The following is a 14,070-nucleotide window of genomic DNA, read 5'->3' on the forward strand; positions in this document are numbered from 1 at the left end:
ATTATTCCGCTAATGTAATTATTTTTTATTAGAAAGATGTATCAATCAACTTTTTTTGAAAAAAAACACAGATTATTTGGCGCATTCAAAATCTATCCTTACCTTTGCCACGTCTTTTCTGCCCAGATGGCGGAATCGGTAGACGCGCTGGTCTCAAACACCAGTGGATTAACCTCCATGCCGGTTCGATCCCGGCTCTGGGTACAAGAAAAAGAGCTAAGCATTTGATAAATAAATACTTAGCTCTTTCTTTTTATCGGAGATGTTCCCAAATTGTTCCCAATCATCCTTATGTATTCCGCCAAAGATGGGGTATTTACTTCATGCCATCTATTACTTTTAGTATAGAATCGGGCTTTTCTACCATTCGCAATACAGAATCCGAATCAAATCCCATATATTCTATATAGGTTCGTATTAACTCATAATGCTCTTTGGCATATTTTGTATCTATCGCACGTGTAGCGTTGAAGCAGATAGGTTCATGATGTGCTATTCGGTTACGAAATTCACGGATGGCAGTCAATTGTTTGTAGATGTCTGTTTGTTTTAAGCCATGCGCTTTGTTGGGGAATATTTGAAGAAGTGTTTTTCCTCCTATGCGATAATTGCGTCTTGTAAACAGATAAGTCCAGAAACCAAATGTAAAGGAAGCTACCATCTTATCGTTGTTGTACACTCCCATATTGGTATAAGTACGCTGTATGCGTACTATTTCGGAAGCTTCCTGTTCAAGCAATCCATTGGGTCTTGCTTGGTTGATTATCCAATTATCATCATTGAAATATTGTTTGTAGTGAGCGTTTATGGCATTGCGTAGCATTATCTCAAACATACCGATAACTCCATAAAAACGTTGGCTCAACTTGATGTTGTATTGGTATAGACGCAAGGTCTTGGCTTTTTCATTGCCACTTGCTTGTGCGTATTTATTTAATCTTGCCGGGGATAGCACCTGCAAACATTCGTCATATTTCATTTGGTATAAATTTAAAAACAAGACTTTTCTTGCAAATATAGAAATTGATGACTATATTTGCAAGCGTAAGACCCTGTTGTCCCTGCTGAACAAGCAAACTTCAGGGTTATTGTTTTTTATGTACCTATGATAATGGCAGAATTTTGTTAGAGCCTGTCTCTCTGCAATAAACTCTGAAAATCAGTGAATTGCAAAATAAACACCCAATTTTACACTCCAAGAATGTAAAATTGGGTGTTTTTGTATTTTTTAAGATGGAACGCATCTTTGCTCAGAAAAAAGTGTCTGAATAAAACAAAGCCAACGAAAAGAGCATAACTTGATTGTTCTTTTCGTTGGCTTTGTAAGATATGTTGGTTCAACCACTTACTTTTACTCTAATATGTGTTCCGGAATGGATACAGTGCTTAAAATTCCTCTAATTCGATAGTCTGTATCGGGTACAGTCATTATCATTGTCATATCTATGGGAGCAGGTGATTTGGTCAGAGCATTGCTTATAAGTTCCTCCCAATCCACATCTAAATAGGCTTGGATGATTTTTAACACGGATGAAGAACTGGCATCTTCGCCATACATTTCTATCTGGAAATCATAGAACTCCGATGTAGTAGTTGCGGCATCGGCGGGATTGTGCTTGTATAAGCGTAAGTTTGGAATAGCGTAGTTGGTGGGTGCCGTCCCTGTGCCAGCATCCAGCTTGATGAAAAACTCGTAACCGTTGTCTTTTAGTATAGGCTTGTTATATGTGTTGTCTTGGTCGAACAGATAGTAGTCCTGCGCTTGATTGTTCACTAAAAAGAGTGTGGTGCCTGCCGGTAATACCGGATGGTTGCTGTCATTGATCACGTATGCAAGATAACAATCTGTCACTTTCACTTCAACAGTTTCCACATCCTTTGTAATATTATCTGTAATGGTCAGCATTGTCGCCCCCTTTTGCAAACCATACAAATTGATGTGTCCTTTTCTGTTATCCTCCTTATCGTTGTATTTTGAATAAATAGCTTTCAGTATATCTTCATCTTCTATTGCCAAACTAATATCACCACTACCGTTTGTGATTGAAATGGACGTAGCACCACGTTCTAATCGTGTTTCATAATAGTTTTTTTCAAGACTGAACGGAATAATTGGCTCACTTTTGTAGTCGTCATCATTGCAGGCTACAACAAATAGAGATATAATTGACAGAAACGGAATTATAAGTTTATTCATATTGGTATACTTTCCCATTGACTCTGTTGGGTGTTAAATTTGTAATGAAAAAACGTGAGCCAACTATGCCACGTCTAAGTGAAGGTCGTAGGAAACCTTTGATGCAGATGTAACAATAGCAGCCCACGCTATATGCGTGAGAACCACTATGCTATCTCTTGCATCAGTCTGAAAATTTCCTACGTTTTCACCTACAAGATAAACATAACGTTTCTTCTTAATTCTAATATGCTTTGGAAAGAGTAGCCTCAATCCGTTTACAAAGATATTTAATTTGTAATAGTTATACGTAATTCAAACAGACTATTTTTTTAGACAAGCCTTGACCATCGTCAAGGTTTATATGATATTTTTCACGAAAAAAGAAAAGTGAAATCTTATTGTTAAGATTTTATTTTATATTTGCGCCGCTTGAAAGGAAAACAAATATATGTAGAACAAAAAACTACTTTTTATGGCAAACCTATCAAAAGAAGGCAATATTCAACATAAACTTGGATTTGCCGGGTTACTCATCACATTGGGTATTGTTTTTGGTGACATTGGAACATCGCCACTCTATGTTATGAAAGCCATCATTCATACTGGAGAAGCTCTTGATGAAAATTATGTTTTAGGCGCATTGTCTTGTATCATATGGACGCTTACTCTTCAGACTACGGTGAAATATGTGCTGGTGGCTCTCCGTGCCGACAATAACGGGGAGGGTGGCATACTTGCGCTTTATGCCCTTTTACGCCGCCACAGAAGAAGGTGGATTTACATCATTGCCATTATCGGTGCGAGCACTTTGCTTGCTGATGGTATTATCACTCCAGCCATTACGGTCACAACTGCCATAGAAGGACTTGAAAGTATCAGTCCGCATCTGCCTGTGATTCCTATTACACTGACCATTATTACCATTATATTTTTCATTCAGCGTTTTGGTACAGAAAATATAGGACGGTCATTTGGCATATTTATGCTACTTTGGTTCCTGCTTCTTGGAATCGCCGGAGCTATCAGTCTGACTTCCTATCCTCAAGTATTCAAGGCATTCAATCCTTACTATGCCATACGGTTATTAGTGGAATCCCCCCACTGGTTTCTGATATTGGGTGCCGTTTTCTTGTGTACCACTGGTGCAGAAGCCTTATACTCTGATTTAGGGCACTGTGGCAGACGAAATATTACGGTCAGTTGGATATTTGTAAAGGTGATGCTTATTCTAAATTATTTGGGGCAAGGAGCGTGGGTATTGCATCATCCGGAAAGTGCAGAAGGTACAGTGAACCCATTTTATTCAATCATGCCACAAGAAATACTGTTGTTTTCCATAGCAATGGCTACCGGGGCAGCTATTGTTGCGAGCCAAGCTCTAATAAGCGGTTCATTTTCCATATTGAGTGAAGCTATGAACTTGAATTTCTGGCCTCGTATGCGTATTAAGCACCCTACCAACGTAAAAGGTCAGTTATTTATTCCAATGGTAAACCTTGTAATGTATATTGGAGTAATATTTACTATATTGTTGTTTCGAGATTCCACCCACATGGAAGCCGCTTATGGACTTGCCATAACTATTACAATGTTGATGACAACATTGTTGTTGGGATTCTATTTGCATATGCATAACATTCCACGCATTCTATCAATACTGTTTGTCGGCGGATATTGTGTTATTGAAGGTATTTTCCTTGCTGCAAACCTGTCCAAATTTATGGTCGGAGGTTGGTTTACGCTGTTAATAGGTGGATTATTATGTTTTATCATGTTTGTATGGGTAAGTGCCAACAAAATTCGTCGAAAACATATGTCTTCCAAACGGTTAAGTGAATACTACAACATTATTTCTGATATTAAGGCGGACGAAAGCATATCCAAATATGCTTCTAATCTTGTCTATGTGAATCATGCAGACAAAGAAGGTTGTGTGGACGATAAATTGTTGTATTCCATAATTAATAAGCAGCCTAAACGGGCAGATCATTATTGGCTTATTAACCTTGAATTTGTGGATACACCAGACACACTTGAATATAATTGTTCCACATTAATAAAAGGGACATTGTTTAGTATAACCATGCGTATAGGTTTTCGTATAGAACCGCGCGTGAGCCTTTATTTACGACAAGTAGTTGATGACCTTGTTGCGGATGGTGAAGTAGAACTAACAAGCTCTTATCCTTCATTGCATAAGAATGGCATACCGGGTGATTTTCGCTTTATTATTATCCACCGGATATATTATCCTGAAGATTCCCGTAACCGCCGACAAAATTTGCTGATGAGCCTTTATGCCTTAATTAGAAAGATAGGCATTGGAGAACCGAGTGCGTTGGGGCTTGACACATCGGTTGTTGTTGTCGAGCGTGTACCGTTAATTATAGCTAATAGGGCAAAACATATTCGTCGTATAGAGCGGATTAAGCCTGAAAAATGCGATAATGATGCTAATATAGGGACAGTCTGCCGATTGACTCATAATGACGGAATTAAACGACTGTCCCTAAATAATTGATTTTCTTTTGTTTTCCGATATTGCAAAGGTACAAAAGAAAATGGAATTTCAAAGTGTACTAAAAGTGTACTTAATGACGAAAAATGGGCAAAATATGGCAAAAATAGAGAAAATAAGAAAGATACAAATAATTGATAATAAGGAAGATAAATTCTTTTATTTTTCCTATAATTTCTATGCCTTGTACCGGCTCTGGGTACAAGATCGAAGAGGCTGTAGCCGCAGGGTTGCAGCCTCTTTTCTTTTCAAATTTTCATCCTGAATTTTGTCGACCAGGCCCCATTGTCCCGGCGACACGTATTGCATTGACCCGTACCGGGCCATTTACCGAATATCCCTTGTCAGATACAAAAAATCGAATTCCCAGGACCGTGTTTCCTGGGAATTCGATTCACTGTTTTTATATCCCGGTTGTCAATTCCAGCCACCCACAATCTCGCCTCCGATATCGACCGATACCTGATCCGGATTGGAGTTGATTACCAGCGACAACGTATGTTGCATGCCGGCCTTGAACTGGAATGTATCTTCCAGCAGGTAGGATATGTTGTTCACGACTATCTCGATAAACGGGCGGCGTGATTCAATACGCTGCGGAATCATGATAGCCTCATAGGTCGCATTGTTCACCTTCCGGGCCTTGACGGTGGCCACTTCGCCAAAGATGTCCTTTGTGACGGCACCTGTCGCCAGATCGATGGTTGCCGTGGGCACGACGTTGTGGATGTAGACCGTCGCGCTGTCCGGCAGTTCGCCTTCATACGAAGGGCCCTTTACCAGTTGAATGACCAGTTTGCTGCACCGGTGCGAGAACTGCAGGGTTACGGTCTCTGTCGACTGGTCTACGCCTTCCGTTTTTGCCCACAGGAAGTCCGAAGCCTCATAGCCGCCCAACTGGTCGCCGGTCCGTTCTGTCGACTGATCCAGCGCAATGGAGAAAGGCTGTTCGTCGACAGAGGTCAACGACATGTAGGGATAGTAACCATAGGCATCCATGCGATTGTCGCTCCAGAAGATTTTCTTTGCCGTCACCCATTCCGTTCCCTCGAGGGTTGCGGCCACGTTGTTGGCCCAGTTGCCCGAGATCTGCAAGGGAGCCGGTGTCTCGCCGGTGTACTCCGTAAGGAACAGGCCTATTTTGTCTCCTTGCTCAAAGGAGGTCTCCGTAGCTCGAGTTGCTGAGGGGTACTGCATGACAAAGCGTATGCTTCCATCATCGACCGCAATCTCTTCTGCCTTGTCACAGGATGCGAGCAACAATGCCGCCATCCATATATAATTCCATTTTCTCATAATCGAATCTCTGTTTATTATTTGAACTCAGGTTTTTCTCCCATGTAAACCGGATGATGCTGCTTGTTCGATGCGGAGAACTTCATGGCCGAGGAGATCGAACGGGTCTCATCACCGGCCGTTGAGGCATCGAGTACGTCGAGCGCCTTGAACTCCTCGAACGAATAGCTTTCACCCGCATACTCCTTGATTCGCTTCACGATTGCCTCGCGCGAGATGGCCGAGAAGTAGGGGATGTTGTTGTTCATGCAGCTGTTCGGTTCGGAGCGGAATACACCGCGCATGTGCATGTAACCGCCTTCGTAGATGTCGACCAGATTCGAATACTGCGGATCGAAAATCAGGTGGCTCCAGGGAACGTCGTACATGTTTCCCGTCAGGGAGAGGTTCGCAAACCAGCCCCGCGACTTGTTGAGGTTGAACTCATCCACATGCGAGCAGCATGTACAAGTACAATTCTGAATGAAGGTATTGTGGTAGATGTACTCGTCGCCGAGCTTGCCGAACCCATGTCCGCCGGCCTCATGCTGTACCAGGCCGCGGAAGTCATACGGATAGACATCCTCGCTCACCGGGCAGCAGGCGATTGCCGAACCGTCGCCCCACATGTAGGTGATTCCGCCGTAATCGGCCGTATTTTCAATCAGCGTAATCAATGTTCTGCTGATTCGATCTTCGGTGACGGTTGGTGCCTTGCAGGCATATTCGAAGCAGAGCTGCTCATCGGGCGCAATTTTTCCGAGCGCATAGGCCGAACCGAATTTCGATTCCCGAATGGTGTTCACGTCTCCCACTCCGCTGTCGGGCGAGAGTCCGAAAACGGTGTAGACATTGAAGTAGTCGCGGTAGGTCTTGTAGGGCTCCACGGCAAAGAAGTAGCCGATAGCCTCGTTTATGTTGTCCAGATATTTGCCCTCGGCGATATCCTTGGCATCGAAGCAGTCGCCCATGAAAACCAGGTCGACACCGGCGCCCCGGGTTGCCGTCTGCACGGTCAGCACGTCGCCGTCGCCATATTGGTAGTCATATTGCTCTACCTTGGTCCGGGTCCGGTAGTCCTTCCCGTCGAGCAGGAATACCACCTCGCCTTCGCGGTATCCGGCCCCCTTGGGCTGGTCTGCCACCGTTACGGTAACCTCTACCTTGCCCGTTCCGCTCATCGGCTCAACCGTCACCCAGTCGGGTTTGGACTCCACACTCCAAGCCTCTCCGCTCGGAGCGCGCAGCACCAATGTTTTCGCCAACGAGGCGTTCAGCGTTCGGAACAGGTTGCGGGAAATCGAGAAGTCGTGATGGGCCGCAAAGCGCTTGAACTCCCTCCAGACGGGCGCCGTACTGTAGCTGCTGACCGACGCTTCGGGTACCTCGACCGTAAAGTTGTCCTTCGCAACCCCATTGAAAGCCGTTGCATCCACCTGCGGAGGATTCTGCGCTTCGCAAACAATCGAATTGAGCTGGAAACAATTGCTAAAAGCACGAGTTCGAATATTCTCTACGTTTTTAGGGATGATTACCCCCTCCAGCTGGGAACAAGCGTAGAATAGCTCCGCACTGACCGAAATAAGCTCCTCGGGCAACTCCACCACCCCGGTTAAACGAGTATTATAGCTAAAAGCACTATTACCGAGTACCGTTAATGCTTGAGGTAGTTTCAACTCTCCGGAAAATAAGTTTCCCGAAAAAGCCCACCCACCTATGATTGTTACATTTTCGGGTAACTGCAAGGAGCCTCGAAATTGGCAACTGTAAAAAGCATAATTACCCACTTCCGTCAGATCTTTCGGCAAATAGAGTTGTCCATTTAGACCTTTACAGTTCAAAAAAACTCTATCCTCTATTTTTGTAATACCCGGAGGAATCGTCAGTGAACCAGTAAATCCGGAGCAATCTGAAAAAGCGAAGGACCCCAATGTTTTCAACCCTTCAGGGAGATACAGATTTCCTGTAAATCCGGAGCAATCTGAAAAAGCAGTCGACTCGATAGTCTCTACAGATGCTGGAATATTCAGATTACCAGACAAACTACAGCCATAAAATGCAGAACTACCAATTGTTGTCAAAGAGCCGGGCAATGTCAACGTACCCGGTAAGGGGCAGCCTTTGAATGCATAGCTTCCAATTTCAGTAACTCCATTCGGGATAATCAGCGAGCCCGACAAGTTGGTACCCTCAAATGCATTATTTCCAATTTTCGTAATATTCTCGGGAAAGACAAACCGGATAAGGGTGGATTTCCCCTGGAATGCATGAGTCGGAATCTCATGGGCGGGATAGCTGTTATATTTGGCAATCTCGACCTCTTGCAGATTGAGCGACTGCAAGGCCGCCATCTCATCACGCATCATCTTGAAATCCCGCTGGTCGATGGTACCGGTCACCTTGAGATTCTTGACCTTCGCATGGTCCTTCCCGGCAGCCGTGATGCAGGCTTTCAACGTCCCGGGCTCCGGGCAGTCGACGATAATGTACTCGCGCGCCGTTGCGTCGTGCGAGATGTTATCCGTCTCCCACGCCGTGATGCTCTCGCCCAGCAGTTTGAACTCCAGGCCGCTGGCGCTCTTCTTGGACACCTCGATGGTGAACTTGTGCAGCTTGCCGCTCACGTAGCTGAACGGCTCGTTCTTGCGGAAGACATAGGGCACGCCGTCGACCGTGATGCTGAATAGCGGTGTCGAGGCCTCTACGGTCTGCGGAACAACCACCGCTCTGAAATCGCCGTCACGATGGTAGGGAATGGTACCCGTGGTGGGCACGTCGCCGGTGGGGGTTACCTCACCGGTTGCAAGATCGATCAGCGCCTTGCGTATCGTGTTGGTCACCAGGACGCTCTTCTCCAGCCGGGCAAATTCGCCGGTGTCAAAACCTGTGCCCTCCGTCAGCGTCACCAGCACACCGGCCATCCGGTGCTGGAACTTGACGGCAATACGCTGCGAAGTGGGGGCAATATCGGTAGCCTTGCCCCACAGAAAATCGCTGGCCTCGTATCCACCCAGAAGGCCGTTTTCGGCCTCGGTCGACTGGTCTTTGGACAGCTCGAAAGCATAGGCATCCACCGACGACGGCGAGCCATACGGGTAATAGCCGATGATGTCGACGTGCGTATTCTTATCCTTAAAGTAGACCGACTCTTCCGGAGTCCATTGGTTGTTGCCCTCGTCGTAGGTATAACGGACGTTATCGGCCTGGTTGCCCTCAACGGCCAACCGGCCTGGATTCGAGCCGTTATAGTTGACTACATAGATGCCCACTTCATCGCCATTACAGAAACCTTCGTCGTTGACGCGCGTGGTAGCAATCTGTTCAATCTCGTTGAATAGCCGTATGGGATAGGACTGGTCGACCGTGACGGGCATTTCGTCGGGTTCATACGAGCAGGCCCCCAACACGACTGAGAAGAGACTGCATATCAATAAATTCCTTATTTTCATATTGCTATTGTTTTTTCAAGGTGAATAAACAAGTCTGTTTTCAACCGGATGTCCTCTATTCGGCCGCGCCGCCGTTGTCCGTATCGTCGACTTCCCAGTTGCCGACACCAATATCGACACCGCTGCTGGCCTTGTTGACGGTAACCGTAAACTTATGCTGCGTGTTCGCCTTGAAGGTGAAACCCTTGGCCAGCGTATAGTCCACGCCGTCGACGGTGATTGTAATCAGATTCGAACCATCGGCCACGGTTTGAGGAACAAGCAGAGCCCGGTAATAGGTACCTTCGTTGTAGGGAATAATCTCCGTCGCAGATCCGGTAGCCGTAGCCACACCCGTACGGAGGTCGACCGTTGCCGAAGACTTTACATTGCAGATGCGGACAGACTTGGTGGCAGCCGCCAGCGTCTCCTCGGTGAACCCCTTGCCTGGAGCCACATAGATGAGCATGTTGCTCATCGAGCGGTTGGTGATGATGGGCACGGCATTGGCCGTGGGGCTGACGCCCGATGCTTTTCCCCACAGGAACTCGGAAGCCTTGTAATCGGCCTGTTGAGACTGGTCGGTCTTGACCGAGAAGGGATGGGCGGTGATGTCGGAGGGAGTACCGTACGGATAGTAGCAGTAGAAGTCGGCTTTCGTCGTCTCGTCCTTCCAGTAGATATCCGATTCGGGCGTCCAATTGTCCGTGTAGGTGAAGCACATGTTATCCACATGATTGCCCGAAGACTGAAGGGTTCCGGCTGAAGAGCCCTGATAGTTGACCACATAGATACCCACCTTGTCTCCGGATTCGTAGTCTGTATCCGTGACACGAGTCCATACATTCATGGAAATATTGATGGGAATTTTGACGGGATCGGGATCCGGTGTCGGAGAAGGAATAATTTCATCGTCACCCGAAGTACAGGAAACCAGGCACGACAATGCTGCCAGAGAAAGAAGAAAATGTTTCATAACGTGGTATTTAAAATTTGTTTCAAATAATGTCAAATATTCATGCGAAATATGGATTGTCGATGGATTTTCCCCTAAAATAATATGGTAAACTGCTTATTGCCAATCAAATAAAACTGTTTTGGCCGTGATTAGTCCCCATTTAAAAACGGTGCAAGATATAAAAAAAAGATAAAAATGCAAGAGAAATGATGTAATTATTTGTTCGTAATGGACTATGCGATTTCCATCTCGAACTTTACTCCCTCCTTAGAACGACCGCAGCCAGTCGGCCAGGGCGTTGTGCACCTCATGCTTGAATCGGAACGTCTCCTGGTAGCCCCAGCCGTGGTCGCCGGTGGGATAGATGTGCTGCCACAAGTGTGTGGCGCTTATGCAGATGCTGCACGGGATAACGGCTGCAAAGATAATCGGATAGGCCGGATGGTGGAGTGGCTCGAGAAAAAATATGTGTCGTGTGGAGAATTTCGTGACGAAACAATTTGTACTTTTTGTACTTTTGCGCCCAAAATAGTGGGAAATGAAAGATAAATTGAAGGGCCATTCGGCCATGTTTACGGCGAACTTCCTGTGGGGAATCATGTCGCCTATTTCCAAATCGATTTTTTTAACGGGTGTCATATCGGCTTTTTCGTTGACCAACATGCGTATGGTGGGGGCGGCTGCCTTCTTCTGGATAGCCTCCCTGTTCATGCCTCGCGAGTCGGTGACCAAGCGCGATTTACTGTTACTGTTTGCGGCCTCCCTGTTTGGAATTACTCTGAATCAGGGATTTTTTGTGGTGGGACTCTCCTATACGACGCCTATCGATGCGTCGGTGGTGGCCTCGCTGACGCCTATCATTACGATGATTCTGGCTGCTTTCATTCAGAAGGAGCCGATGACGGGCAAGAAGGTAATCGGTGTATTCATGGGTCTCACGGGGGCTTTGATTCTGATTCTGGATGGCGCCGGCAGCACGTCGGGCGGCAGTTTGTCGGGCGGCCGGGTGATGGGCGACCTCTTCTGCCTCATTGCCGAGGTGAGCTTCGCCATTTACTACGTGGCATTCAAGGGGCTTATCAGCCGCTACACGCCTGTGACCTTGATGAAGTGGATGTTTCTGTTTGCGACCATCTGCTGTCTGCCTATCGGCGGGTCGGAGGTGATGCGCATTCCCTTTGCCCAGCTCGACAGCACCATTTACCTCGACTTGTTCTTTGTCATATTCGGGGCCACCTTCCTGTCGTACATGCTGGTTTCGGTGGGGCAGAAGCGGTTGCGCCCGACGATTGTGAGCATGTACAACTACACGCAGCCTATCGTGGCCTCGTTGCTGGCCATCTGGTGGGGCATGGACAGCTTCGACGTGATGAAGGGCTTTGCCATTCTGCTGGTATTCCTGGGCGTATATGTGGTAACGACCAGTAAGTCGAAGGCTCAACTCGATGCCGAGCTGGCTGAGAAAGCGGTTCGTGAAGAGGCGGCTGCCAGCGGTGGAGATGCTGTGGATAAGCAAAAGTAGGACTTTAGAAAGAGTATATACATATAAGCCGTGAGAATGAGTTTCTTACGGCTTATGTTTTATCTGTAAACTATCTGTATTTTATCTGTAACGGAGCGGGTTTAGAGGTAGTCGTCGTAGAGGAAACGGGCCACGCCGTCGTGGTTGTTGTCGGGGATGATGGCGGTGGCCTGCCGTTTCACCTCGTCCATGGCGTTCTCGGGAGCATATCGCCGGTCGGCCATGCGGAAGAGGGGCAGGTCGTTGAGGTTGTCGCCGAAGGCCACCACCTCCCAGGGGTTGAGGTGGTCGACAATCTGCTGGGCGGTCGATGCCTTGGAGACCCCCTGCGGGTAGATTTCGAGGTTGCCGTAGCTGGGGTCTACGATGTCGCGGTAGCAGAAGATGCTGCATTGTCCGGCCCGGCCTATCTCGGCGGCTGCGGTCTCGAGGCGGTCGAACCGGTCGATGACCAGGATGAAGAGCGGCGGCCGGTCGAGCAGCGGCTCGGCGTAGCGGTCGACGGGTACGAAATCCTTGTAGGGTGTATTCTCGCGCTGACGTTTGAACTTGCGCTGCATCTCGTTGGACAGCGGTTTGTGGAAGACGTGCAGCTTGTTGTTGTCGATACGATAGACAAAGGGCACCAGGTCGCGCTTCTCGAGCAGGTCGATGTAGTTGAGGGCCGAGTTGTCGGTGAATCCGTTGGCCCGGATATAGTGTTTGCGACGGATGTCGTAGAGCACGGCCCCGTTCATGAGCACGGCCGGAATATCGAGGTCGAGCTGTTGCAGCAACGGGACTACCGTAGCCGGCGTGCGGGCCGTAGCCACGGTGAATCGCATGCCCTTGTGCAGCAGGTCGTTGATAATCTGGGTAGAGCGGGGCGAAACCACGGAGTTGCCGTTGAGCAGAGTCCCGTCCAGGTCGGTGATGTAGAGCGTTTGGGTTTTCATCGTCGTGCAGGTATATCGGTCACAGCGGGGTGACGGTTGTTGAACAGGGGGTGACGGGGGAGGGGATTACACCGTCCACCCGTCGGGAATACCGGTCAGAACCACTTGATTTTCCGGAAGATAATGAATGCCAGGGCCGACAACAGTATCGAGAAGAAGACGATCAGCGAGAAGGCGTGCGGTATCTGCTCGATGTGAATGTCGACGTTCATGCCGTAGAAGCTGGCGATGAGCGTGGGCACCATGAGCACAATCGAGAGGCTGGTCATGCGTTTCATGATGGTGTTCACGTTGTTCGAGATGATGGAGGCAAAGGCATCCATCGTGCCGGTGAGGATGTCGCTGTAAATATTCACCATGTTGTGGGCCTGCCGCAGTTCGATCATCACGTCGTCGAGCAGTTCGGGGTTCTGGTAGTCCTTTTCGTGGAAAATCTTGGGCAGTTTGCTGATCATCATTTCGTTGCCTCGAATCGAGGTGTTGAAGTAGACGAGGCACTTCTGCAGGTTCATCAGTCGCAGCAGGTCTTCGTTGCGGATGCTCCGTTGCAGCTCCTTTTCGGCCGAGCTCACCTCGTTGTAAATCTGTTTCAGGTACTTGAGGTACCACACGGCCGACGAGTAGATGAGCCGCAGAATGAACTCGTATTTGTTGGGCACCGCAATCTCCTTGCGGCGGGTATGCTCGATGAAATCGGGAATCATGTCGGTCGAGCGGTAGCAGACCGAAACGAGAATCTCGTTGTTGGTGATGATGCCGATGGGCACGGTGGTGTAGGAGATGGTGCTGTTGCGTTCGACAATAGGTATACGCAGGATGGTCAACAGCCAGTTGCCTTCGTTGTCGATACGCGGCCGTTCGTCGGTATCGGCGATGTCGTGTAAAAACGAAGCGGGTACCTTCAAATCGTTTTCCAGGAAATCGAAATCGTCTTGCGTGGGGCGCTCTACGTTTACCCAGCAGTTGGGCAGCCAATTGGGTTTCTCTACGAAACCGGCTTCACAAAAGAGATATTTTCTCATCGCGTTGCTCCTTTCTTGTTTTGTATCCCAAGAGGAGCCCGCAAAATTTGACCTTCAAACCTTACTTGCTCTCCAGGGAGAGGTGAATACTATTGTTCGCTCGCGGGTTTGAATCGTCCATAATTCATTGTTTTTGGGGTGAAAAAAAGAGTTCGTCTTGTGAACGAACTCTCCGGAAGCTCTTCAGGTTGGACTTGAACCAACGACCCTCTGATTAACAGTCAGATGCTCTA

At 47.7% G+C, this 14,070-nt stretch carries 9 protein-coding genes, 1 tRNA gene and 1 pseudogene; 3 read left to right on the forward strand and 8 right to left on the reverse strand.

The genetic code is table 11. From position 1 onward, the window contains the following. Positions 1-120: 120 nt before the first annotated feature. A tRNA-Leu gene (locus tag Q1K76_RS07985) sits at positions 121-204 on the forward strand. A 112-nt stretch (positions 205-316) separates the two neighbouring features. Here Q1K76_RS07985 and Q1K76_RS07990 read toward each other — a convergent pair. Next, positions 317-979, reverse strand: coding sequence for an Abi family protein (locus Q1K76_RS07990; RefSeq protein WP_117682179.1), 663 nt, complete (start codon positions 977-979; stop codon positions 317-319). Between the two features lie 372 nt (positions 980-1,351). Further along, a complete protein-coding gene (locus tag Q1K76_RS07995; RefSeq protein WP_300132376.1) occupies positions 1,352-2,197 on the reverse strand; it encodes a hypothetical protein in 846 nt (281 codons plus the stop codon). Positions 2,198-2,651: 454 nt separating this feature from the next. Here Q1K76_RS07995 and Q1K76_RS08000 point away from each other — a divergent pair, with 454 nt between their 5' ends. Then, on the forward strand, positions 2,652-4,700 hold the full coding sequence (locus Q1K76_RS08000) for a KUP/HAK/KT family potassium transporter (protein ID WP_300132379.1): 2,049 nt from the start codon (positions 2,652-2,654) through the stop codon (positions 4,698-4,700). Positions 4,701-5,114: 414 nt separating this feature from the next. Here the strand turns inward: Q1K76_RS08000 and Q1K76_RS08005 are convergent, their stop codons facing one another. From Q1K76_RS08005 to Q1K76_RS11890, 4 genes and pseudogenes are all read right to left on the reverse strand, one after another. Beyond that, a complete protein-coding gene (locus Q1K76_RS08005) occupies positions 5,115-5,993 on the reverse strand; it encodes a fimbrillin family protein (RefSeq protein ID WP_298662419.1) in 879 nt (292 codons plus the stop codon). Between the two features lie 17 nt (positions 5,994-6,010). Further along, on the reverse strand, positions 6,011-9,421 hold the full coding sequence (locus Q1K76_RS08010; protein WP_300132384.1) for a leucine-rich repeat protein: 3,411 nt from the start codon (positions 9,419-9,421) through the stop codon (positions 6,011-6,013). A 55-nt stretch (positions 9,422-9,476) separates the two neighbouring features. Next, positions 9,477-10,250: a fimbrillin family protein gene (locus tag Q1K76_RS08015; protein WP_300132387.1), complete on the reverse strand. Its 774-nt coding sequence runs from the start codon at positions 10,248-10,250 to the stop codon at positions 9,477-9,479. Positions 10,251-10,628: 378 nt separating this feature from the next. Beyond that, positions 10,629-10,727: pseudogene (locus Q1K76_RS11890) on the reverse strand (alpha/beta hydrolase); the annotation flags it as partial. A 169-nt stretch (positions 10,728-10,896) separates the two neighbouring features. Between Q1K76_RS11890 and Q1K76_RS08020 the strand changes: the two are divergent. Next, positions 10,897-11,880: a DMT family transporter gene (locus Q1K76_RS08020; RefSeq protein ID WP_298662413.1), complete on the forward strand. Its 984-nt coding sequence runs from the start codon at positions 10,897-10,899 to the stop codon at positions 11,878-11,880. Between the two features lie 101 nt (positions 11,881-11,981). On the opposite strand, the gene Q1K76_RS08025 is transcribed toward Q1K76_RS08020, so the two are convergent. Together Q1K76_RS08025 and Q1K76_RS08030 are read right to left on the reverse strand one after the other, a co-directional pair. Beyond that, positions 11,982-12,815, reverse strand: a complete 834-nt coding sequence (locus tag Q1K76_RS08025; protein WP_300132391.1) for an HAD family hydrolase — start codon at positions 12,813-12,815, stop codon at positions 11,982-11,984. Between the two features lie 95 nt (positions 12,816-12,910). Beyond that, positions 12,911-13,837 carry a magnesium transporter CorA family protein gene (locus tag Q1K76_RS08030; RefSeq protein ID WP_298662411.1) on the reverse strand — a complete coding sequence of 309 codons (927 nt, stop codon included), beginning with the start codon at positions 13,835-13,837 and terminating at the stop codon, positions 12,911-12,913. Positions 13,838-14,070: the final 233 nt, after the last annotated feature.

Origin of the sequence: uncultured Barnesiella sp. (assembly GCF_946496565.1) — a bacterium.
Taxonomy (GTDB): domain Bacteria; phylum Bacteroidota; class Bacteroidia; order Bacteroidales; family Barnesiellaceae; genus Barnesiella; species Barnesiella merdigallinarum.

Excerpts from the sequence above, each read along its gene's own strand:
- Q1K76_RS07990 (WP_117682179.1), bottom strand. The coding sequence starts at position 979 with ATGAAATATGACGAATGTTTGCAGGTGCTATCCCCGGCAAGATTAAAT.
- Q1K76_RS07995 (WP_300132376.1), bottom strand. The coding sequence starts at position 2,197 with ATGAATAAACTTATAATTCCGTTTCTGTCAATTATATCTCTATTTGTT.
- Q1K76_RS08000 (WP_300132379.1), top strand. The coding sequence starts at position 2,652 with ATGGCAAACCTATCAAAAGAAGGCAATATTCAACATAAACTTGGATTT.
- Q1K76_RS08005 (WP_298662419.1), bottom strand. The coding sequence starts at position 5,993 with ATGAGAAAATGGAATTATATATGGATGGCGGCATTGTTGCTCGCATCC.
- Q1K76_RS08010 (WP_300132384.1), bottom strand. The coding sequence starts at position 9,421 with ATGAAAATAAGGAATTTATTGATATGCAGTCTCTTCTCAGTCGTGTTG.
- Q1K76_RS08015 (WP_300132387.1), bottom strand. The coding sequence starts at position 10,250 with ATGAATGTATGGACTCGTGTCACGGATACAGACTACGAATCCGGAGAC.
- Q1K76_RS08020 (WP_298662413.1), top strand. The coding sequence starts at position 10,897 with ATGAAAGATAAATTGAAGGGCCATTCGGCCATGTTTACGGCGAACTTC.
- Q1K76_RS08025 (WP_300132391.1), bottom strand. The coding sequence starts at position 12,815 with ATGAAAACCCAAACGCTCTACATCACCGACCTGGACGGGACTCTGCTC.
- Q1K76_RS08030 (WP_298662411.1), bottom strand. The coding sequence starts at position 13,837 with ATGAGAAAATATCTCTTTTGTGAAGCCGGTTTCGTAGAGAAACCCAAT.